This is a genomic window from Paraburkholderia sp. BL21I4N1, from assembly GCF_002973525.1.
In the GTDB taxonomy this organism is placed as follows: domain Bacteria; phylum Pseudomonadota; class Gammaproteobacteria; order Burkholderiales; family Burkholderiaceae; genus Paraburkholderia.
The window spans coordinates 33,682-54,199 of sequence record NZ_PVEN01000016.1; the positions used below are offsets into that span (position 1 = coordinate 33,682).

19 protein-coding genes are annotated in these 20,518 nt (G+C 64.3%); 5 read left to right on the forward strand and 14 right to left on the reverse strand.

What is annotated here, in order from left to right; translation table 11 throughout:
* Positions 1 to 173 precede the first annotated feature (173 nt).
* Both B0G83_RS29720 and B0G83_RS29725 read right to left on the reverse strand, forming a co-directional pair.
* Positions 174 to 1,751: a hypothetical protein gene (locus B0G83_RS29720; RefSeq protein WP_105510959.1), complete on the reverse strand. Its 1,578-nt coding sequence runs from the start codon at positions 1,749 to 1,751 to the stop codon at positions 174 to 176.
* Between the two features lie 132 nt (positions 1,752 to 1,883).
* The gene (locus tag B0G83_RS29725) at positions 1,884 to 2,570 is read right to left on the reverse strand and encodes an MgtC/SapB family protein (RefSeq protein WP_105510960.1); all 687 of its coding nucleotides are present in this window, start codon (positions 2,568 to 2,570) and stop codon (positions 1,884 to 1,886) included.
* A gap of 200 nt (positions 2,571 to 2,770) precedes the next feature.
* On the opposite strand from B0G83_RS29725, the gene B0G83_RS29730 reads away from it, so the two are divergent.
* A complete protein-coding gene (locus tag B0G83_RS29730) occupies positions 2,771 to 3,880 on the forward strand; it encodes an AGE family epimerase/isomerase (protein ID WP_105510961.1) in 1,110 nt (369 codons plus the stop codon).
* Between the two features lie 53 nt (positions 3,881 to 3,933).
* Here B0G83_RS29730 and B0G83_RS29735 read toward each other — a convergent pair whose 3' ends face one another.
* On the reverse strand, positions 3,934 to 4,209 hold the full coding sequence (locus tag B0G83_RS29735) for a hypothetical protein (RefSeq protein WP_105510962.1): 276 nt from the start codon (positions 4,207 to 4,209) through the stop codon (positions 3,934 to 3,936).
* Between the two features lie 218 nt (positions 4,210 to 4,427).
* On the opposite strand from B0G83_RS29735, the gene B0G83_RS29740 reads away from it, so the two are divergent.
* Complete coding sequence (locus tag B0G83_RS29740; protein ID WP_007178724.1) at positions 4,428 to 4,631, forward strand: cold-shock protein; 204 nt, start codon at positions 4,428 to 4,430, stop codon at positions 4,629 to 4,631.
* Between the two features lie 122 nt (positions 4,632 to 4,753).
* Here the strand turns inward: B0G83_RS29740 and B0G83_RS29745 are convergent, their stop codons facing one another.
* Positions 4,754 to 6,376 carry a methyl-accepting chemotaxis protein gene (locus B0G83_RS29745; protein WP_105510963.1) on the reverse strand — a complete coding sequence of 541 codons (1,623 nt, stop codon included), beginning with the start codon at positions 6,374 to 6,376 and terminating at the stop codon, positions 4,754 to 4,756.
* Between the two features lie 268 nt (positions 6,377 to 6,644).
* On the opposite strand from B0G83_RS29745, the gene B0G83_RS29750 reads away from it, so the two are divergent.
* A complete protein-coding gene (locus B0G83_RS29750; RefSeq protein ID WP_105510964.1) occupies positions 6,645 to 7,079 on the forward strand; it encodes a PaaI family thioesterase in 435 nt (144 codons plus the stop codon).
* A 130-nt stretch (positions 7,080 to 7,209) separates the two neighbouring features.
* On the opposite strand, the gene B0G83_RS29755 is transcribed toward B0G83_RS29750, so the two are convergent.
* The 9 genes from B0G83_RS29755 to B0G83_RS29795 form a co-directional block, all read right to left on the reverse strand.
* A complete protein-coding gene (locus B0G83_RS29755; protein WP_105510965.1) occupies positions 7,210 to 8,058 on the reverse strand; it encodes an ureidoglycolate lyase in 849 nt (282 codons plus the stop codon).
* A 71-nt stretch (positions 8,059 to 8,129) separates the two neighbouring features.
* Entirely contained in the window at positions 8,130 to 8,873 is a 744-nt protein-coding gene (locus tag B0G83_RS29760; protein ID WP_105510966.1) for an SDR family oxidoreductase, read from the reverse strand.
* Positions 8,874 to 8,919: 46 nt separating this feature from the next.
* Positions 8,920 to 9,750 (reverse strand): amidohydrolase, encoded by an 831-nt coding sequence (locus B0G83_RS29765; RefSeq protein ID WP_105510967.1) that lies wholly within the window; start codon positions 9,748 to 9,750, stop codon positions 8,920 to 8,922.
* 7 nt (positions 9,751 to 9,757) lie between these two features.
* Complete coding sequence (locus tag B0G83_RS29770; RefSeq protein ID WP_105510968.1) at positions 9,758 to 10,798, reverse strand: aldo/keto reductase; 1,041 nt, start codon at positions 10,796 to 10,798, stop codon at positions 9,758 to 9,760.
* A gap of 107 nt (positions 10,799 to 10,905) precedes the next feature.
* Positions 10,906 to 12,216: a UxaA family hydrolase gene (locus B0G83_RS29775; RefSeq protein WP_105510969.1), complete on the reverse strand. Its 1,311-nt coding sequence runs from the start codon at positions 12,214 to 12,216 to the stop codon at positions 10,906 to 10,908.
* 42 nt (positions 12,217 to 12,258) lie between these two features.
* Complete coding sequence (locus B0G83_RS29780; protein ID WP_105510970.1) at positions 12,259 to 12,588, reverse strand: UxaA family hydrolase; 330 nt, start codon at positions 12,586 to 12,588, stop codon at positions 12,259 to 12,261.
* Positions 12,589 to 12,613: 25 nt separating this feature from the next.
* Entirely contained in the window at positions 12,614 to 13,669 is a 1,056-nt protein-coding gene (locus tag B0G83_RS29785) for an ABC transporter permease (protein WP_105510971.1), read from the reverse strand.
* The gene (locus B0G83_RS29790) at positions 13,659 to 15,191 is read right to left on the reverse strand and encodes a sugar ABC transporter ATP-binding protein (RefSeq protein WP_105510972.1); all 1,533 of its coding nucleotides are present in this window, start codon (positions 15,189 to 15,191) and stop codon (positions 13,659 to 13,661) included. The genes B0G83_RS29785 and B0G83_RS29790 overlap by 11 nt, the downstream gene beginning before the upstream one ends.
* Positions 15,188 to 16,174 carry a sugar ABC transporter substrate-binding protein gene (locus B0G83_RS29795; protein ID WP_156126846.1) on the reverse strand — a complete coding sequence of 329 codons (987 nt, stop codon included), beginning with the start codon at positions 16,172 to 16,174 and terminating at the stop codon, positions 15,188 to 15,190. The genes B0G83_RS29790 and B0G83_RS29795 overlap by 4 nt, the downstream gene beginning before the upstream one ends.
* A 360-nt stretch (positions 16,175 to 16,534) precedes the next feature.
* Here B0G83_RS29795 and B0G83_RS29800 point away from each other — a divergent pair, with 360 nt between their 5' ends.
* Together B0G83_RS29800 and B0G83_RS29805 are read left to right on the forward strand one after the other, a co-directional pair.
* Positions 16,535 to 17,323 carry an IclR family transcriptional regulator gene (locus B0G83_RS29800; protein WP_105510974.1) on the forward strand — a complete coding sequence of 263 codons (789 nt, stop codon included), beginning with the start codon at positions 16,535 to 16,537 and terminating at the stop codon, positions 17,321 to 17,323.
* 131 nt (positions 17,324 to 17,454) lie between these two features.
* Entirely contained in the window at positions 17,455 to 18,000 is a 546-nt protein-coding gene (locus B0G83_RS29805) for a hypothetical protein (protein WP_105510975.1), read from the forward strand.
* 78 nt (positions 18,001 to 18,078) lie between these two features.
* Here B0G83_RS29805 and B0G83_RS29810 read toward each other — a convergent pair whose 3' ends face one another.
* A complete protein-coding gene (locus B0G83_RS29810) occupies positions 18,079 to 20,472 on the reverse strand; it encodes a GNAT family N-acetyltransferase (RefSeq protein ID WP_105510976.1) in 2,394 nt (797 codons plus the stop codon).
* Positions 20,473 to 20,518 lie beyond the last annotated feature (46 nt).

The following is a 20,518-nucleotide window of genomic DNA, read 5'->3' on the forward strand; positions in this document are numbered from 1 at the left end:
CAGCAATTTCTCGGGTGTGGCTCATTGCCACAGGCTTGATGCTCATGATGCGTCGCATCATGACAACGGCCCTTATTTTGAGATTCGAGGTGGGAGAGCCGAGCGTGAAACCCTTCGGGCCGTTGAGACCGCCCGCGCCGCAGCCAATGAAGCGTCGGCGCGGTGCTCAGTGCTCAGTGCGCGTTGGAGGCTTTAGGTTTGTGCGCGTGCTGCGCGCGTGCGGCACGCTTGGAGTGCGCTGGCGTAGCGACAGCTTGCTGAGGCGTGGCGGCAGCGGTCGCGGCAGCGGCACTGGCCTTCGCCGCAGCGGCGTCGGCCATTGCCATGTGCGTGTCGAGCAGGCTGGTCATGGCCGCCTGCTGGTTCTGCATCAACTCTTCGATGCGATGCTGTTGGGCCGTGGTTTCGCGCGTCAGACGCATCAGCAGCAAAGTCTGCGTGATGCCGATGGCCACGGTCACCAGCAAGGCGCCCACCACGATCGGCAGCAGCCATTTCATGCGACGCGAGTGGTCACTTGCCGCGCGGCGCTGATCGGCGATCACGCCGTATAGCGCATCGACGGTATCCGCGAAGGCAGTCGCCCGTGCGCGATCGAGTTCGGGCGCGGCACGCAGCGCGGCGGCGGCAGCTTCGGCGCGACGCGCTTCCCGCCAGGGCTCGGCGAACGCGCCGTTGGCCGGCGCGGACCCAGCGGTGGACAGCGAGGGGTTCACGCCCCGTTTCGGCCCGGCAGGCGCTGCGGCCGATGGCGGTGTGGCTCGCTCGCTTGACTCGTCCGGTTCGTTCCGTTCGTTCGGCTCGTTTGTGCCGATGGTCGCGGCGGCATTCGTGTCGGTGGTGTTGCCAGTGGTCGCGGAGGCAGTTGCGCCAATGTCCGTGCCAGCAGCGGCGCCCATCTTCGCATCCGCCGCGACGCTTTCGCTCGCCCGCATGGTCGCACCAGAAGCCGCGCCCGCAGGCGCATCGCCAACCGCACCGACGGCACCCACAGCGCGAGTGTTCGCATCGGCAGCCACCCCCGACGCACGCTCCATGTCCCGCGAGGCCGTCGTCGCCTTGGCAAAAGTCGCGGCGAACCGTGGCGGGGCCTTCCCACCGCCGGAGGTCGATGCCGTCGCCGAATCATCGGTCGACGTCGCATCCATCGCAGCCGTTGCGCCCGTCGCACTCGCCTGGCGCAGCGCGGTCACGCTGCGTGCCACCGTCGCCGCCGCCATCGCGGGCGTCAGCGGCGTCGCCGCATCCCGCGTCGATGTCGCCAGCTTCTCATTCGCGGCAGTCTGTTCCTTCGGCGTCTCATCCCCGAATGCCAGTTCAGCCGCCGGTGACCCCGCCGCGTCCCAAGGCTCGATATCCAACCCGCTCAAAACCGCGTTGACGGGCGTCGGCTCGTCGACCTTCGCGGCGCGTGGCGCACGACGCGCCGACCGCGCATCGAGTAGCGCGCCGTCGCCGGCATCGATCACGCCGACCGCTGCCAATACCACGTCGGGTAACTCGAAACCATGCAGCGTGCCTTGCCGGATGTCGATATTCATCGCTTCCAGCGTCGCGCGGGTGGGATCGTCGGGGAACAGGTCGAGCGTGCTGTCGTCGCGGGCGGCGTCGCTTAGTTGCGCGAGCCGTTGTGCCGAACGCGCGGCGCGCGCCAGCTTGTTTTCAGTTTCGGTCGAGACGGTGGCCTGGCGTCGCTTCTTCGAAGCGGCGCGCGAAGGCCGGGACTGCGTGGATGCTACGGAATCTGCCATAGAGAAAAAAGCGGTCGTCGCCGGAAAGCGGGCGCCGAGCACCGCTCGTCAATGCCGTTGGAATTTTTGAGACCGCATTGTCGCATGGCCGCCCGCCCCTGCCGAAGCCATTCACGGACGATTTTCGGCATTTTAAGACGACGCCTCGTCCTGCCGGAACTGCTTGACGCCGTGCAATTGACGCAAGCGCGCGCAGATCGCTTCGTATTCCACATTCGACACGCGATGCAGCGTGATCATCACCTCGTCGCACTCGGGCGCGTCGTCGCTTTGCTGCATCACGAACTGCTTGACGCGCGGGCTCGCGGCGCCCAGTTCGTCGTGCAGCGAATGAAACGTCATGGTGCCGCGCTCGACGATCATCGTCACTTGGCGCCGTTGTTTGACCGTGATGAAACGCCGCTCGAGCGGCTTGATGCCCGCGAGGATAATCAGAATGATGATGGTCGCCGCGATCGACGCCGTGTACAGCCCGCCGCCGACCGCCAACCCGATGGCCGCGACCGACCACAGGCTCGCCGCCGTGGTCAACCCGCGCACGATCTCGCCGCGCAGCAGAATCGAGCCCGCGCCGAGAAAGCCGATGCCCGACACCACCTGCGCCGCCATCCGCGACGGATCGAGCACGACGTGATCGCCGGTGAGCACTTCAGCAAACCCATAGGCCGATACGATCATGATGAGCGTCGAGCCGACGCAGACCAGCATATGCGTGCGCAGCCCGGCGGCCCATGAAAGCCGTTCACGCTCAAAGCCAATCACGCTGCCAAGCGCTGCAGCGAGCACCAGACGCAAGATGAGATCGAGATTCCCCAACATGGTTTTTCCTCCTTATCGGCAATAACTGGAGCGGTTTCCGCTCCTTGGTCGCAGTGCCAAACGCGACCCGTTTGCTTTATCCTAGGCCGCACGCCGCGGCGGCCGCCGTTGTGCGGAACGTAGCGGAGCGCGTCGCTTGTCTGAATGTGGCCGGAGTCCGCAGACGCATCGACATACCGTGTTTGACCAACTGAACGACTATGCAGAGCATGAACCCTTCCGCCGCTTCGACGATCGTCCTCGCCACCGCGCTACGCGATCACTTCACGAGCGTGGTGCTGCCCATGTGGCGCGGAGCGGGTTTCAACACCGCGCTGAAGCTGCCGTACGAAGCGGTCAGCGCCGAGCATCACCAGCCCATGCCCGCCGAGCGCTACCGGGCAATGGCGTGCGCGCGACAGTTGTTCGTGTTCTCGCAAGCCGGCGACGCGGACCATGCGCAGGTGCTGTTCGACTCGCTGATGCACACCTTTCGGGACACGCGCCACGGCGGATGGTTCTACAGCGTCGATGCGCAAGGCGCGCCGCTCGACACGACCAAAGACCTGTACACGCACGCGTTCGTCGTGTTCGCCTGCGCGGAATTCGGCCGACGTTCGGGCAATCGTGACGCGCTGGAAGCCGTGCATGGCACGTCGGCGCTGATCCAGTCGAACTTCGCCGCCGAGGGCGATCTGTTCAACGCCGCGCTCACCGCCGACTTCGGCAGCGTGACCGGCACGCCGATCCAGAATCCGCTGATGCACCTGACCGAAGCCTGGCTGGCCGCCCGCGAAGCAACCCGCGACAACGCGTTCGACGCCGCGTTGCGACGCCTCGCCGGCGCGATCGCGCGGCACTTCGTACACAAGCCCACGGGCTGCGTCGCCGAATTGCCGATCGGCGCGGCCGACAACCGTCTCGAACCCGGGCACCAGTTCGAATGGTTCTGGCTGGTCAAGCAGGCGGGAGGGTTGTTCGAAGGCTCGGGTCTTGCCAAAGCGCTGCCGCGCGCGTTCGCGTTTGCGCGGCAAAACGGCGTGGACGAGGAAACCGGCGGCGTGTGCGCCTCGCTCGACGAAGCCGGCGGCATCAAGGACGCCACGCAGCGGATCTGGGCTCAAACGGAATATTTGCGTGCGCTCGCGAGTCACGATGACGCGGCAATGCGCGCCGCGCTGCCGCGGCAAATCACGCTGTTCCAGCAACGCTTTCTGCGTCCGCAAGGCTGGTTCGAGTGCAAAACGGCCGCCGGTGACGTGGCGCGCGCCGACATGCCGTCGACCACGCCCTACCACCTCGCCACCGCCTACGCCGCTTTGCCGGCCTGAACGGCGGCTAACGTCTTGCCGGGCATCGGCACACGAGCCGACCGGCCGGTCGATCAATACTCTTCGCGTTGCCAGGGACCCCAGCCACTGTCGGCTGATTTAAAACGCATATAAGTTGCGCTGTGTCCGGTAGGGGTATCCGACGTATCGCCGAGCGACTTTTTATCGGTCGTGTGGAGGGCGAAAGCCTGGCGGTCTTCGGCATCCACCGTGATGCGGCCGATCGGGTCCGGGGTGTCTTCTTGAGGGGATTTCGACTCCAATATCGCCAGATAGGGGGTCAAACGACTCCAGAACGACGTAAGTTCTTCCTGCAAATAATGTGTCAATGTTTTTCCTGGAAGAGTAATACAAACAGTTTACCCTACCGGGCGGAGCCCTCTTAAAAATGCGCTTCAGGCCTCAAAAGGGCCCGAGCGGGGGAATACCCGAATACTGGTTGATTGGCGTCCATCATAAAGACGTGATACAACTCGTACTTCGCGCTCGATCTCACGTTGAGAAATAGCGGTCGCGAATGCAACACACAACATTTATTGGATCAAAAATGGCAACAGGTACTGTGAAGTGGTTTAACGATGCAAAGGGCTTTGGCTTCATCACGCCGGACGACGGCGGCGAAGACCTGTTTGCGCACTTTTCGGAAGTTCAAGGCAGCGGCTTCAAGTCCCTGCAGGAAAACCAGAAAGTGACGTTCGAAGTCAAGCAAGGCCCGAAGGGCAAGCAGGCTGCAAACATCCAGCCGGCCTAAGTACCTTCAGGTACTTTGAGGCACCCTTAGGCGCTTGCGTCTGATGCAAAATGGCCCGCTTCGGCGGGCCATTTTCTTTTGTCTGATGCTTTATTTTTAAGCGCTGCCGAGCGCCGCGACGCTTAAATCGCGCGCATGCCAGACAACGCCATTTCCCCCATTTGCCCGCGCATTTCATCGAAATGTTGCGTGCGCAACACAGTTTCCGAAATTTCGAAGACGGAAACGGCCTGCTTCAATTGTTGCGTCTGCTGATGCAGCGAAGCTGCCGCCGCCGCAGCCTGTTCGACCAGCGCCGCGTTCTGCTGCGTCATCTCATCCATCTGCACGACCGCCTGGTTGACCTGCTCGATCCCCGTGCTCTGCTCGAGCGACGACGCGCTGATCTCCGCCATCATCTGCGTGACGCGCGAAATCGATGCGGATACGTTGCTCATCGCCTCGCCGGCATGCTCGACTAGCGTCGAACCGCCCTGAATCTCGGCGACCGATTCGCTGATCAGCGTCTTGATTTCCTTCGCCGACTGCGCGCTGCGCTGCGCGAGGCCACGCACCTCGCCGGCTACCACGGCGAAGCCGCGGCCCTGCTCGCCGGCGCGCGCCGCTTCCACGGCCGCATTCAGCGCCAGAATGTTGGTCTGGAACGCAATGCCGTCGATCACCGAAATGATTTCCGCGATCTTGTCCGAGCTCTGCGCAATGCCGCGCATCTTGTCGACCACCTGGTTGACCACTTCACTGCCGCGCGAGGTCGCCTCCAGCGCGGTTTCGGCCAGCGCGTTGGCTTCGCGTGCGTGATCGGCGTTCTGGCGTACGGTGGCGGTCAGCTCTTCCATGCTCGACGCGGTTTCTTCCAGCGAGGCAGCCTGGTTTTCAGTGCGCGCCGACAGATCGGCGTTGCCGGTCGCAATTTCGTCGGCGCCGAGGTGAATCGAATCGGCGGATTCACGCACGGTTTGCACCGTGCGCGCGACGCTCGCCTGCATCTTGGCGAGGCCCGAAAACAGGCGGCCGATTTCGTTGGTGCCGCGCGACGCGATCGGCTGGTCAAGTCGACCCTGCGCGATACGGTCGAAGTGGCGCCCCGCTTCTTCCAGCGGCGCCACGACGCCGCGACGCAGCGCCGCGTAGACGGCGGCGGTACCCACCACCAGCAGCACCAGAATCGCGATGCTCACGCCGCGGAACATGGCCATGCGCGTATCGATCGAATCGAGCGACGCACGGCTGGCGGCTTTACCGAATTGCACGAAGTTGTGCGACTCGACGAGGTAAGCATCCTGGAACGACTGGGTCGGCTGGTCGAGGAACGCCTGAATATTATTGCCATCGAGGAACTGCGCGAGTTCCGTGAGCGCGTCGTGGAGCTTTTTATACCGCTCGGCGAGCGCGGCGGCGCGCGCACTGTTCTCGTCGCTGGTCTTTTCCGCGCCCATGAAGGCGGCGAAGGATTGATCGGCGGCGGTGAGCTGTTCGCGGGCGTGCTGCACGATGTCGGCCGGTTCGCCGCCGCCGCGCACCATCCGCGTACCGGCGCGCGACAGGTTGATTCGCGCATCCATCAGACGCTGGGTCGTTTCATTGACCGCGTCGACCTGCTTCAACGCGATATTCGACAGATCGCCGACGTCGTCGTGAGTACGCGTGAGCGACCAGAACCCCAATCCCACTGTAACCAGCTGAAAAACGCAGAACGCGGCCAGAACACACAACAGGCCGGATGCGACCTTGATCTTGCTGAACATCGTGGACACCTGAAAGCAAAGAATGACGGGAGCTACGTCAGGGTTAACGGCAACGCCGAAGTTTGCTTGAGATCAATGTCGGCAAAGATCGCCTTACCACCCCTTTTCATCGTCCAACTTCGCAATTCAGGTCATTTTCCGCAACAATGCTCCGCCTATCTTTCCGATTCACCTTGACGTGACGCGTAAGCGCTTCCTAGAGTGGGTAGGGACTGCACAGCGCACTCCCGTGCGGACCTCACTGCGGGCCTTGCCCCAAGGAATCACGATGACCGACCTCCTCGACCGGGCGCGCGGCGCGCTGCATGCCCAGCCGTTCAGCATGCTGCTTGGCGCCGAGTTGATGCACACCGCCACGAACGAACTGACGCTGTGTCTGCCTATCCGCGACGAACTGCGGCAACAGCACGGCTTCGTGCATGGCGGTGTCATCAGCTACCTTGCCGATAACGCGCTGACGTTTGCCGGCGCGCTGTCGCTGGGGCCGAGGGTGGTCACGGGAGAATTCAAGATCAACTATCTGCGTCCGGTGATGAACGGCACGCTGATTGCACGGGCCAAGGTGGTGTTCGCGGGACGCACCCAGGCAACCTGTCAATGCAACATCTACGTGATGGACGGCGATCGCGAGAAGCTGGTCGCCGTGGCGCAGGGCACGATCAACCGCATCGGCGATTCGGGCGAGCACGAGCCGACGGCATAGGAAACCGTTCTTCCGCACCGATATCGCAATCAATGACAAAGGCCGTTCCGGCTTGACGCCGGAACGGCCTTTCTACTTTCTGGTCACGCTTCTATTCGTGCTGGCAGCGCCAACCCGAAACCTGCGCGACTTACTCCGCCGCGTAAGTCTTCTGCGTCTGCTCGCCGAGACCTTCGATACCCAGGTGAATCGTCTGTCCCGGCTTCAGGTAAACCGGATTCGGCTTTACACCCATGCCGACGCCCGGCGGCGTGCCGGTCGAGATCACGTCACCCGGTTGCAGGCTCATGCACTGCGACACGTACGACACCAGTTTGGCGACGCCGAACACCATCGTCTTCGTGCTGCCGTTCTGATAACGGTGCCCGTCCACCTCGAGCCACAGGCTCAGATTCTGCGGATCGGCCACTTCGTCGCGTGTAACGACCCACGGACCGATCGGGCCGAACGTGTCGAAGCCTTTACCCTTATCCCACGTGCCGCCGCGTTCGATCTGCCATTCGCGTTCCGACACGTCGTTGATGACGCAATAACCGGCGACGTAGTCGAGCGCGTCGGCTTCGTCGACGTATTTCGCCGCCTTGCCGATCACCACGCCCAGCTCGACTTCCCAATCGGTCTTCTTCGAACCGCGCGGAATTTCCACGTCGTCGTTCGGACCGCTGATCGCGCTCGTCCACTTGTTGAAGATGACCGGCTCGGCCGGCACCGGCAGATTCGATTCCGCCGCGTGATCCGCGTAATTCAGTCCGATGCAGATGAACTTGCCGATCTTGCCGACGCACGGTCCCATGCGCGGATTGCCTTCCACGACCGGCAGCGAAGCCGGATCGAGCGCGCGCAGTTTCGCGAGACCTTGGTCGGTCAGCGCCGCACCGTCGATATCGGCGATCACGCCGGACAGATCGCGAATCTTGCCTTGCGCGTCGAGCAGGCCCGGCTTTTCCTGGCCTTTCGGCCCATAACGAAGCAGTTTCATCGTTGCACTTTCCTATCGTTCAAGGGTGTTCGGTTCGTCAATCCGTGCGTGTCGGTGTGTGTCCGTTTGCGTCAGTTCGACCAGCCGCCGTCGATCACGTGCGCGTGGCCCGTGGTGAACGACGATTCGTCGGACGCGAGATACAGCGCCAACGCGGCGATTTCTTCCGGCTTGCCGATGCGGCCCATCGGCTGACGCGCGACGAAGGCGGCTTGCACGGCGTCCAGCGTCGCGCCCTGCGCCTGAGCCTGCGCGACGATTCGCTGTTCGAGCGACGGCGAAGCGACCGTTCCCGGGCAAATCGCGTTACAGCGTACACCACGCGTGATGAAGTCCGCCGCGACCGACTTGGTCAAACCGATCACCGCCGCCTTCGACGCGCTGTACGCAAAGCGGTTCGGCACGCCCTTCACGCTCGACGCCGCCGACGACATATTGATGATAGACCCGCCGCCTTTCTCCAGCATGGCCGGCAGGAACGCGCGGATCATCCGGTACATGGCTTTCGCGTTGAGGTCGAAGGCGAAGTCCCAATCCTCTTCGCTGCATTCGAGAATATTGCCCGCATGCACGAAGCCCGCGCAGTTGAACAGCACGTCGATCGGGCCGAGTTCGGCGGCCAGCGCCGTGATCGCCGCGCCGTCGAGCACGTCGAGCCGACGCGCTTCGACCGGCTTACCGGCGAGCCCGTCGATGCGGATATCCGTCGCGATCACGCGTGCGCCTTCGCGTGCGAACAGTTCGGCGGTAGCGAGGCCAATGCCTTGTCCCGCCGCGGTAATCAGGGCCGTCTTGCCAGCCAGTCTTTGTGTCATCTACGACTCCAGTTGAATGGGCTTGTCTCGTGTTTGCTTCGTCAGTTCATAAGCGGTAAAACGCCGTGGCATTGCCGCCGAACACCGCTTCGCGTTCGTCGTCGCTCAACGACGCGAGCAAGGTGGTCGCCACCGAATGCCACAGCAAATAATCGCCGTTCAGATCGAGCACCGGCCAGTCGCTGCCCCACATCAGGCGCGTCGGACCGAACGACTTCAGCAGATGCTCGACGTAGGGCCGCAACGTATCTTCGGTCCACCCAAGCGACGCCTCGGTGACGAGGCCCGACAGCTTGCATTGCACGTTCGGCAAGGCCGCCAGCCGGGTGATCGCGTCGCTCCAGGCTGCGTAGCCCGCGCGGCCGTAGCGTATCGGCGGCTTCGCGCCATGATCGACCACGATGCGCAGCGCGGGAAAACGCGTCGCGAAGGTCTCGAAATGCTCGACATGGCGGGCGTAAATCAACGCGTCGAAAGTCAGGTCGTGCGCGATCAGGGCTTCGATCGCCGGCGCGAGATCGGGGTTCGCGATCCACGTATCGTCCGGTAAATCCTGCAGCATCGGCCGCACGCCTTTGAACTTCGACTCGTGCGCGAGCGCGTCGATCAGCGCGGGCGCGGTGGGCAACAGCAACGGCACCCAGCCGACCACCCCGGCAATGGACGGCTCATGGCGCGCCACGTCCAGCAGATAACGCGTTTCGTCGAGGGTCGGTGCCGCCTGCACCACCACGGTCCGTTCGATGCCCGCGCGTTCGCGCAACGGTTTGAGATCCGCCGGTCCGAACGGCCGGTACAACAGCTTCAGTTCCGGCGTCAGCCACTCGTAGTCACCGCGAGCGGGGTCCCAATAGTGCTGGTGGGCATCGATAGCCATCGTCAGATTAGTCCTCGGGCGCGGGCGCGCGGCTGTCGAGCAAGCCTTCGCCGCGCAACGCGGACCACAACGCGGCGGGGATCGGCTGCTCGAACGACGCGACGTTCTCGCGCAATTCGTCGGCACTGCGCGCGCCGGTCAACACGGTGGCGACCGCCGGGTGCGCATACGGAAACTGCAAGGCAGCAGCAGCAAGCGGCACGCCATGGGCTCGGCACACTGCTTCCAGCCGCGCGACGCGCTCGATCACTTCGCGCGGCGCTGTGCCGTAGTTGAATTTCAGATCGCCCTCGACGCCGCGCGCCAGAATGCCCGAGTTGAACGCGCCGCCTAACAGGATGCTGACGCCGCGCGTTTCACAGGCGGGCAACAGGTCGTCGAGTGTGGTCTGCTCAAGAAGCGTATAACGGCCCGCGAGCAGCGCGCAATCGATATCGAACTCGGCCATCGCATCAAGTATTACCGCGCCTTCGTTGACACCGAGCCCGACGGCTTTGATCGCACCCGACGAGCGCAGTGTGTCCAGCGCACGGAAGCCGCCGCCTTCAGTCAATTGCCGCCAGTAGTAGGGATGCTTGTCGCCATGCGTCATGCGGCCAATGTCATGCACCAGCAGCATGTCGATCTCGACAATGCCGAGGCGTTGCTGACTATCTTCGAACGACCGCAGAATGCCGTCGTGCGTGTAGTCGTAGATCGCTTCGAAGGGCAGTGGGTTTTGCCAGCCTTCCTTGTCGTCGAACGGCGTGGTGCGCGGCACAAAGCGGCGCCCCACCTTGGTGGACAACACGTATTCGCTGCGTGGATAGCGACGCAACACGTCGCCCAGACGATGCTCGGCCTTCGTGTTGCCATAGTGCGGCGCGGTGTCGAAATAGCGCACACCGGCGTCCCACGCGGCGGCAATGGTTGCGTGGGCTTCTTCGTCGGACAGGTCGCGGTAAAGGCCGCCGAGCGGCGCCGTGCCGAGTCCCAAGCCACTCACTTGCAGCGCACCGCGACCGATGCGGCGCCGCTGCCCGATCTTCGAACCGATCGTTGCCGTCATGGAGCGCGTCTCCTGTTTTTTACGTTTTAACATGCGCGGGCGAGATTTGCCCGCTGCTTGGCTGGCCTGCGAGAGGTGACCACGTTGCAGGGCGGGTTGGCGGTCGTTCAGTGCGATTCGATCGCGACGACCCGATGTGCCAGCGCAGCGCCCGACGGCAGACACGCAGGCCCAACCGGCTCGAACGTCTTGTAAGTCAGGATGAACTCCTGATGTCCCAGCATCTCCGATTTCGACGCCGTGCCGCGCGACACCGCGACCGTTTGCTCGAACACTTCGCGGCCCACTTCGTCGAGCGTGCCGCGGCCTTCGAGTATCCGGCCCGCGTCGACGTCCATGTCGCCCGCGAGATTGCGATACGTCGCGGGATTCGCGCACACCTTGATCACCGGCGAGATCGGCGAGCCGACCACCGAGCCGCGTCCGGTGGTGAACAGAATCACATGCGCGCCGCAAGCGATCAGCTCGCCGATTTCCGCGTTGTCGCTAATGTTGGGAAAGCCGAAGCGCGGCTCGCCGTCCGGCACCACGTCGAGCAGATAGAGGCCGCCGGTCGGCGGAATGTCGCCGGGTTTGATAATGCCGACAATCGGCGACGCTCCGCTTTTCGCGTATGCGCCCAACGATTTTTCTTCTTGCGTGGTGAGCCCGCCGTCCGCATTGCCGACCGCGAAACTGCCGTGGCCGAGTATCGAGTAATAGCGCGCCGCCTTCGCGACGCAGGCGACGATTTCTTCGCCGAGTTCCGGCCGCGCCGCGCGCGTTTTCATATGAAACTCGCAGCCCACCAGTTCGCCGGTTTCTTCGAAGATACAGGTTGCGCCCGCATCGATCAGATGATCGAAAGCGCGGCCGACCGCCGGGTTCGCCGTGATACCGCTGGTGCCGTCCGAGCCGCCGCAAATCGTGCCGATCACCAGTTCGCTCAGCGCCATCGGCACTTTCGGTTGCGCGGCGAGTTGCTCGCGCACGCCGCGAATCCAGTCGACGCCATATTGAATCGTGCTGCGCGTGCCGCCCTTCTCCTGGATCGTCAGCACTTCGACCGGACGGCCGCTCGCGCGCACCGCGTCGACCAGATAATGCTTGTTCATGCTCTCGCAACCGAGCGACACGAACAGCACGGCGCCCACGTTGGGATGCGTGGTCAACCGTTCGAGCATGGTCTCGGCATAGCTGTTCGGATAGCAGCCGGGAAAGCCGATCAGATGAACCGGCGGTTCGTGTTCGGCGGAAGGATCGTCGAACGCGTCGAGCGGCGCGCGGAACTGCGTGACGATTTCACGCGCCACGTGATGCGCGCATTCAACCAGATACGCCACCGCCACCACATTGCGGATGCCCTTTCGGCCGTCATTGCGCGGATAGCCTTGCAGCATCGGCGGCGCGCCGGCGGGTGCTACGGAAATGTCAGTCATGATCGTTCCAGCGCGGCGCAAGGCCACGTCGTTGTGCCCGTTTCAGTGATGGACGAACTCGTGGCCCGCGTCGTGGGTATAGGTCGGCAGGTAGTCGCTTTCGAGGTTGTGCGTATGCAGATGCGCGCCACGCGCCACCGCTTCCGTCACATGACCGATCACCGCGCCGTAGCGCAGCACCTTGTCGTCTTTCGCGAGAGGATGACGCGCGACCTTGTGACCGAGTTCGATGGTTTTGGCGAGCGTCACGCGTTCGCCTTCTATTTCAACCGGCGTGCCCGCGTCGAGACGCGCCGCCGCGATCAGGCAGTTGTCAGCGGGACTAAGCAGGATCAAACGAGGATCGGTTTGCACGGACTGGCGGGTCGTCAAATGAGTTCTCCGGATAACGTGCGCATCAGTTCTGACCTTCGCCGCTGGCGATCCGCGCCACCATCAGCGAGCCCAGAATGATCGCGCCGTAAATGGCCTGAATCCAGAACGACGGCACCTGCGCGAGCGTCAGCAGGTTCTGCACGACGCCGAGCAGCAACACACCGGTGAGCGCGCCGAACATCGTGCCCTTGCCGCCGTCGAGTGAAATACCGCCGATCACCGCCGCCGCGAACACCGTGAAGATCATGCCGTTGCCCTGGTTCGCGTTGATCGCGCCGACGTAGCCGGTCACGATCAAGCCGCCGACCGAGGCCAGCATACTGCCGAGCACGAATACGCCCCACGTGATGCGCTCGACGCGAATTCCCGCCGCGCGCGCCGCCTCCGGATTGCCGCCGATCGCGTACAGCGCGCGGCCCAGGCGGTGATAGCGCAATACGAACGCAGCGATCGCGAAGGCCACCGCCGCGAGCCACACAGACAACGGCAGTCCGAACACGATGGTGGTGGCGAGCGAGAAGAACGCCGGCGGCATATCGAACAGCGTGCCGCCCTTGGTCGCGCCGACCAGCATGCCGCGCAGCACGATCAGCATGGCCAGCGTGACGATGAACGCGTTCAGCCGCAAGCGCACGACCAGGAAGCCGTTGATCAAACCGATCACTGCGCCCACCGCCACGATGGCGAGCAGGCCGACCGCCGCCGGCCATTGCGTACCGAAGCCGGCGGACGCGGCCGGCATGACCAGCATCGCGCCGACGGCGGGCGCGATGCCCACGGTCGACTCGAGCGACAGATCGAACTTGCCGGTCAACACGATCAACGATTCCGCGAGCACCACCAGCGCGAGCGCCGCCGACGCCCCCAGCACGCTGATCAGATTCGCCTTCGTCAGAAAACTGGGGCTGACGAACGCGCCGATCACCAGCAGCAACGCGAGCGCAGGCAGCAAGGCCAGTTCACGCAACCGCGCGAGTTCGGAACGCGCGCGTTTGCCGCGTGTCGCGGCGGCCACAGCCTGCGTCGACCCCGAGGCCGACGCTGTGCTGAATGCGGGACTGGGCACACTATTCTTCATGGAGACTGACTCCTTCAACGGAAGCGATCAGGTCGTGGTCCTGCCAACCCGCGGGGAATTCGGCCGCGACATGGCCACGGAACATGACCAGCACACGGTCACAGGTGCGCAGATCGTCGAGTTCGCCGGACACGACCAGCACGGCCTTGCCCTCTTCGCGCACGCGATCCACGACGGAGAGCAACGCTTCTTTCGATTTGACGTCGACGCCAGCGGTGGGGTCGATCAGCACGAGCACGTTCGGGTTCGTGGCGAGCGCGCGCGCCATCACCACTTTTTGCTGATTACCGCCCGATAGCCCGGACACGACATGCTCCGGACCTTGCGCGACGATGCCGAGCGCGTCGATCATTTTCTGGCCGAACGCGTTCTTCTTCGCGGGCGGTGCAATGCCGAATTTGCCGAGTAGACGCGCGATCGTCATCGACGCGTTTTCCGCGACCGATTGCGTCAGCACCAGGCCTTCGTGATGGCGATCCTTCGGCACGCAGCCGATGCCGTGCGCGAGCGCGGCGGGCACATCGCCGGGCGGCAGGATCGCACCGTCCACGCTGATCGTGCCGCGTTTGGCCGCGCGCAAACCGGCAATCGCTTCGGCTACGCTCGTGCGGCCGCTGCTTGTGGCACCGGTCAGACCAACCACTTCGCCGCGCTTCACGGTGAACGACACGTTGTCGTAATCGGAGCCGGCCAGGTCTTTGACTCGCAACGCGATCGCCGTATTGGCGGGCAACGCGTCGCGCGCCGCCGCATCGGCGACGGCCAGGCCGCCGCGTTCACCCGTCATCGCTTCGATCAACTGTTCGCGCGGCAACGCGGACACCGGCGCGCTGACAATATGCCGCGCGTCGCGCAGCACCGTCACGGCCTGACAAATCTCGTACACCTCTTGCAGATGGTGAGAGATGAACAGGAAGGTCACGCCTTCGCGCTGCAACTCACTGATACGCCGGAACAGACGCTTGATTTCGTCGCCGTCGAGCTGCGCGGTCGGTTCGTCGAGAATGATGAAACGCGCGCCGTACGACAGCGCGCGTGCGATTTCCACCAACTGCCGCGCTTCCACGCTTAGATCGCCGGCGCGTGCTTCTTCGCGCACGTCGATCTTCCAGTGGTCGAGCAACTCGCGCGCGTCGCGGCGCATCGCACGCCAGTCGATCACGCCGCCGCGCGACGGCTGACGATTGATGAACAGATTCTCCGCCACGCTCAGATCGCGAATGATCGTCGAATGCTGATAGACGCACGCGACGCGTTCACGCCACGCGTCGCGATCCGCGATTGACGGCGCAACCGCGCCGCCGAAGCGTACCTCGCCGGTATCGGGCTTGCGCAGGCCGGTGAGAATCGACACCAAGGTCGATTTCCCCGCCCCGTTACGCCCGACGAGTGCATGCGACTCGCCAGGCATCACGCGGATGCTCACGTCGTTCAGCGCGGCGGTCGAACCGTAGCGTTTGGTGACGCCAAACGCTTCGACCACCGGCACGGAAGGCGTCGGCTCGCTCAGGTGACCGTTCATTTGACGGTATTGCCCCACAAGGCTTTGTCGTCGACGTTCGCCTTCGTCACGAGCGGCGCGGGCAGTTGGTCTTCGAGAATTCCCGGCGCCAGCTGGATGATGTTGCTACCGTGATCGGTCGGGCCCGGCTTGAAGGTTTGCCCCGCCAACGCAGCCTTGATATAGAACAGGCCGTATTTCGCGTACGAATCGGCAGGCTGCGACACAGTCGCGTCGATATCGCCGCGGCGGATTGCATCGAACTCCTGCGGGATGCCGTCATTGCTGACGATCACGACGTGCTTCGGATCGCCCACCGGAAACAGCATCTGCTTGCGGCGCAGCGTTTGCAGCGTCGGCGACAGATAGACGCCGCCCGCTTGCATGTAGATCCCCTTCACGTCGGGATTCGCGGTCAGCAGACTGTCGAGTGCAGTGGCCGCGACGTCGCCCTTCCATGCCGCCGGAATTTCCAGCACCGTCAGGCCCGGATAGCCCTTCATGCACGAGCGGAATGCTTCCGACCGGTCGCGTCCGTTCACCGACGCCAGATCGCCCATGATCTGCACGACCTTGCCCGACTTCACGTGGTCGCCGATGTATTTGCACGCCTTCTCGCCATACGCGCGATTGTCGGCGCGCACCACCATCGCGACTTTGCCTTGCGTCGGCGCGACGTCCACGGCCACCACGGGGACGTTTTTCGCCGCTGCGGCGTCGAGCGCGCGGCTGATCGCCGCCGAGTCCAGCGGGCCGACCACGATGCCCTTCGCACCGAGGTTCAGCAGGTTGTTCATGTCGGTGATCTGTTGCGCGGGATCGCCGTTCGAATTGACCGGCGCGAGGATATCGAGGCCCGAATCCTTCGCGTATTTGGGCAGATAGTTGTTGTACGACTGCCAGAACGGCGACGTGAGCAGCGGCAGATCGAGGCCGATCTTGCCGGTGTCGGCCTGGGCGGTACCGGCAGCGCCGAGACTGGCGATGCAAGCCGCGGCGGCCATGGTGAAGAGCGAACGGCGGACCGCGTGCGGCCTTTTGGCGAACGACATGGTTGTCTCCTTTGGCGGGCGGGAGTCGCGCTTTGGCACTGACTCCGGCCCCATGCAAGGCACTGCGTTGTGGGAACGGCGTGGACCGGACCTTGACGGCCGGCACTTCGTCCTGCGCTTTCTTATCGTGTATTGGCGTGCGTCTATTCACCAATGAACGTATTATTCATATACGGACTTTTCGAAGTCAAGGAAAGTGCACTGCAGCATGCCCCCGTGTTTTCCCTGGAGATCGTCCGCTCGCTAGAGATTCGCCCCGCACTTACACTCACGCGCCAGATAATGAGAAAAAGCCACGGAACCTCGCTCACCATGGACGCAGACGACAAAGACGACGCCGACCGTTACCGCGCCCCCGCGCTCGACAAGGGCCTCGACATTCTGGAACTGCTCGCTGAGCAGAAAGACGGACTGACACGCGCCGAAATCACCAAGTCGCTAGGCCGCAATGCCAGCGAGATGTACCGGATGCTCGAACGCCTGGTGGCGCGCCAGTACGTGGTGCGCTCGGCCGCCGGCGACCGCTACTCGCTGAGCCTGAAGCTGTATGCGCTCGCGCACCGCCATCCCCCGATGAACCGTCTGATCGCGGAAGCCCTGCCGTTGATGCAGCGCTTCGCCGATGCTGCCGAACAATCGTGTCACCTCGTGGTGTACGACCGCGGCAACCTGCTGGTGATCGCTCAAGTGGATGGCCCCGGCACCTGGGGCATCTCGGTGCGGCTCGGCTCGCGGGTCGGCTTGATCGACACCGGTTCGGGTCGCGTGATGCTCGCGTTTCAGAGCGTCGAGCAGCGTCAGCAGATGCTGGCCGAACACACCCGGGTGAAGGGCGAGGTCACGATCGATCGCGACGCGCTCGAACAGGCCTGCGAGCGGATTCGCACGGCCGGCTTTTCGCAGAAGGACAGCCAGCAGACGTTCGGCGTGACCGACGTCACGTTTCCAATCCAGGGACCCGCCGGCCAGGCGATCGCGGTGCTCACCTGCCCGTATTTGCGGCGCATCGACGAATATGTCGCGCCGACGCTCGAAGCCGCGACCACCCTGCTACGCGAGACGGTGCAGGCGTTGTCGATGTTTCGCGAGGACGTCGGCTAACACGGCGTCCGCAGAGAGTGTCGTCGAGCCGTGGTTAAGCGAAAATCAGTCGCTCGCGCACATGGTTTAGAATGGCGACCCTCTCAAATTTAAGCCGCATGGGTTCGCTCATGCGCGCGCATCGATAAGCAATGGCGAAACTTCTGACCGATTCCGAATTCCAGCGTTTTTCCGAACTCCAGCAGAAGCAGTCGAGCTTCACGATCACGCCCGAAGAAGCCGACGAATTGCGCGACATCGTCGCGCATGCGCAGAAGCGCCGCGACGACCGCGCTGCGGCGATGCAAAGCATCGAGACGTTCATTCAGCAATTCGACATCAGCCCGGACGAGCTGTTTTCGGCCGAGCAGATCGGCGACGCCGCGCGCATGTTCGGCCTGATTCCGGCCGCCAAAAAGGAACGCGTGCTGCCGCCGCAATTCACGTTCAACGGCAAGCCGTACCAGTGGACCGCCCGTGCGCTGCCGGACGATATTCGCGTACCCTTGTTCGATGCGTTCAAGGCCGGTGAATCGGTGAAGTCCTTCATCGCGACGCCGAAGGATGCGATCCGTTGCGCGGCGACGATCGCGCGCCTGGAGCGCGAAACCGGCGCCGTGTATGCGGACGCATGGCTGGAAGAGTTGTCGGTAACGCGTACGCAGGTCGATGAGGCCGTCGCCAAGCTGCCGGTTTAAGCAGGTTGAGTAGTGAATCGAGCGTCGAGTGAGGCTGTGCGAGTCTCACTCGACGCTATTTTTTTGCGCTGACGCTGGCTACGAGGTGGCGTCGGCCGCGTCGTCTAGCGCCATGCGAAAGCCGACCACGCCCGGGTCTTCCGTCCGCGTGACCGTGAAGCCGCAAGCCTTGGCGAGAGCAATCATCGGACCGTTTTCGCGCAACGCCTCGCCGACCAGCCAATGGATACCGCGCGCCCGCGCATATTTGATGATACGGTCCATCAGCAATTGACCGAGCCGCCGGCCTTTCTGATCCGAGCGCACCGCCACCGCGAATTCGGCCGTTTCGTTGTCGGGATCGGCCACGGCGCGCACGACGCCGAGCGTGCGCGTGAAACCTTCGTCGTTGACGATCGTCGCGATCAGCGCCATCTCGCGGTCGTAGTCGATCTGCGTCATGCGTGCAAGTTGCGAGTGGTCGAAGCTTCCCACCGCGCCGAAAAACCGCAGGCGCAAATCTTCCGGCGTCATCGCTTCGACGAAGTCATGGTGCGCGGCCTCGTCTTCGGGACGGATCGGCCGCACCGTCACCTGCAAACCTTGCCAGTCGAGCGTCTCTTCGAAGCGGCGCGGATACGGCACGATCGCGAGCCGGCTGCGCGTGGTGGCAATCCTCAGCGTGGGGTTGACGACAACCACGTGTTCCTTGAAAACCCGTAGCGTCAATGCCAGGCCCACGATTTCCTTGACGTCGCACACCGCCTGCGAGAGCGCCGTCAACGCGGCCAGTGCCGGCTCGGGCGACACCAGCCGCGCGTAGCGCGAACGCGTGACGATATCGCGCGCCAGCATCGGATTCAGCGGCGGCAGGCCGTAGACGCGCAGCGCTTCGGATACGCCGTCCACCGACGGCGCGACAAAGCGGAACACCGGGCCGAAGTTGTCGTCGTCGTGGAGTTCCACGGCGATATCGACAACCGGCCGCGTGGACGGTGCGGCGTCGCTTTCCGCGAAATCGGGTTGCGTCTCGACCCGCAACCCGAACCGCCGGAGAAACGTCATCGCCGCGGCGCCAGTGAGTTGGTGCTCGCCGGCCGTCAGCGCCTCGCGCGCTTGCGCCTGCGCGGCGTCGATCGACGCCGGAATCTGCGCCGGCAAACCTTCTGGCGTCTGCATCAGCAGTTCGCGTCCCATCCGGTAATCGATCAGGCGAGCGAAAGCGCGAGCGAGCCGCTGCGGCGTCGTATGAACCGGAATGCCTTGCGCGTGCAATGCGTCGCGCGTGGCGGCATCCACGCCGCCGAAGAAGCACGCCAGCAAGCCTCGGTACGCGAACCGCTGGTTCTCGATCAACGCCTGCGCGACTTCGCCGACCGGTGCGCCATGCGTCGATGCGTGCACCACGAACGCCGTGCCGGTGCTGCGATGGTCCGCGAGCAGCTTGAGCGCGGTGCCGAAGTGCTCCGGCCGGGCGTCGTCGCCCAGTTGCAGCGGGTTGCCGCCCACCGCGTGCGGCAGAACCTCGCGCAACGCGTCCGACGCCTCGTCGGGCCACGGCGCGAGCGTGTCGCCGGCCGCCGCGAAGGCGTCGCAGGCGAGCGTGGCGAGGCCTCGGTCGCTGGTAATCAGCGTCGCCGTCGCGCCGGCCGCGACGCGGCCCACGCCGAGCGTTTCGATTTCGTCGAGCAGATCGTCGAGCGCGTCGACGCGCACCATGCCGGCACGGCGGAACGCGGCCGTATAGAGGGCGTCGGCGGGATCGGCGCGCCCTGAACGCAGCGCCAGCACCGGCTTGTTGCGCGCCGCCGCGCGCGCCGCCGACATGAATTTGCGCGCCGCGCGCACGCTGTCGAGTTCGAGCAGAATGGCGCGCGTGCCGGGATCGCTCGCCAGATAATCGAGGACGTCGCCCGCGTCAACATCCGCCTCGCCGCCCAGCGCGACCGCGTGCGAAAAACCGAGCCCGCGCGCATGCGCCCAGCCGAGCACCGCATTGGTCAGCGCGTTCGACTGCGACACCCACGCGACGCCGCCCGCCTTGACCGTGCACGACGGCGCGCCGAGATGCGCGCGCAGCGCCGGCGACACCACGCCGAGACTGCCTGGTCCGACGATCCGCAGCAGATGCGGCCGCGCCGCCGAAAGCGCATGACGCAACGCGAGCCGGTCGTCATCGCTGCGCGCCTCGCCGACGATAATCGCCGCCCGCGTGCCTAGTCCGCCGAGTTTGTGGATGATGCCAGGCCACGTGGCCGGCGGCGTGCAGATCAGCGCGACGCTCGGCGCTTGCGGCAGATCGCCGACGTCGCCGATCACCTTGTGGCCGCCCAGGCTGGTGTGATTCGGATTGACCGGCCACAGCTGACCGTCGAAGCCGCCTTCCAGTACGCGCGCCCACACCATCGCACCGGTGCTGCCTGGCCGCTCGGACGCGCCGATCACGGCGACGGATTTGGGTCGGAATAAGGCGTCGAGGTTGCGGACGGTCACGGGCGCTCCGTAGAGTGGGAAGGCGCGGCGGCTTGATCGCCGGACG

Bases quoted from the DNA above. Each gene is read 5' to 3' on its own strand.
- B0G83_RS29790 (WP_105510972.1), bottom strand. From the start codon at position 15,191: ATGAACGGTCACCTGAGCGAGCCGACGCCTTCCGTGCCGGTGGTCGAA.
- B0G83_RS29730 (WP_105510961.1), top strand. From the start codon at position 2,771: ATGCAGAGCATGAACCCTTCCGCCGCTTCGACGATCGTCCTCGCCACC.
- B0G83_RS29725 (WP_105510960.1), bottom strand. From the start codon at position 2,570: ATGTTGGGGAATCTCGATCTCATCTTGCGTCTGGTGCTCGCTGCAGCG.
- B0G83_RS29770 (WP_105510968.1), bottom strand. From the start codon at position 10,798: ATGACGGCAACGATCGGTTCGAAGATCGGGCAGCGGCGCCGCATCGGT.
- B0G83_RS29795 (WP_156126846.1), bottom strand. From the start codon at position 16,174: ATGGCCGCCGCGGCTTGCATCGCCAGTCTCGGCGCTGCCGGTACCGCC.
- B0G83_RS29750 (WP_105510964.1), top strand. From the start codon at position 6,645: ATGACCGACCTCCTCGACCGGGCGCGCGGCGCGCTGCATGCCCAGCCG.
- B0G83_RS29775 (WP_105510969.1), bottom strand. From the start codon at position 12,216: ATGACTGACATTTCCGTAGCACCCGCCGGCGCGCCGCCGATGCTGCAA.
- B0G83_RS29745 (WP_105510963.1), bottom strand. From the start codon at position 6,376: ATGTTCAGCAAGATCAAGGTCGCATCCGGCCTGTTGTGTGTTCTGGCC.
- B0G83_RS29765 (WP_105510967.1), bottom strand. From the start codon at position 9,750: ATGGCTATCGATGCCCACCAGCACTATTGGGACCCCGCTCGCGGTGAC.
- B0G83_RS29760 (WP_105510966.1), bottom strand. From the start codon at position 8,873: ATGACACAAAGACTGGCTGGCAAGACGGCCCTGATTACCGCGGCGGGA.
- B0G83_RS29755 (WP_105510965.1), bottom strand. From the start codon at position 8,058: ATGAAACTGCTTCGTTATGGGCCGAAAGGCCAGGAAAAGCCGGGCCTG.
- B0G83_RS29805 (WP_105510975.1), top strand. From the start codon at position 17,455: ATGGCGAAACTTCTGACCGATTCCGAATTCCAGCGTTTTTCCGAACTC.
- B0G83_RS29785 (WP_105510971.1), bottom strand. From the start codon at position 13,669: ATGAAGAATAGTGTGCCCAGTCCCGCATTCAGCACAGCGTCGGCCTCG.
- B0G83_RS29800 (WP_105510974.1), top strand. From the start codon at position 16,535: ATGGACGCAGACGACAAAGACGACGCCGACCGTTACCGCGCCCCCGCG.
- B0G83_RS29720 (WP_105510959.1), bottom strand. From the start codon at position 1,751: ATGGCAGATTCCGTAGCATCCACGCAGTCCCGGCCTTCGCGCGCCGCT.
- B0G83_RS29740 (WP_007178724.1), top strand. From the start codon at position 4,428: ATGGCAACAGGTACTGTGAAGTGGTTTAACGATGCAAAGGGCTTTGGC.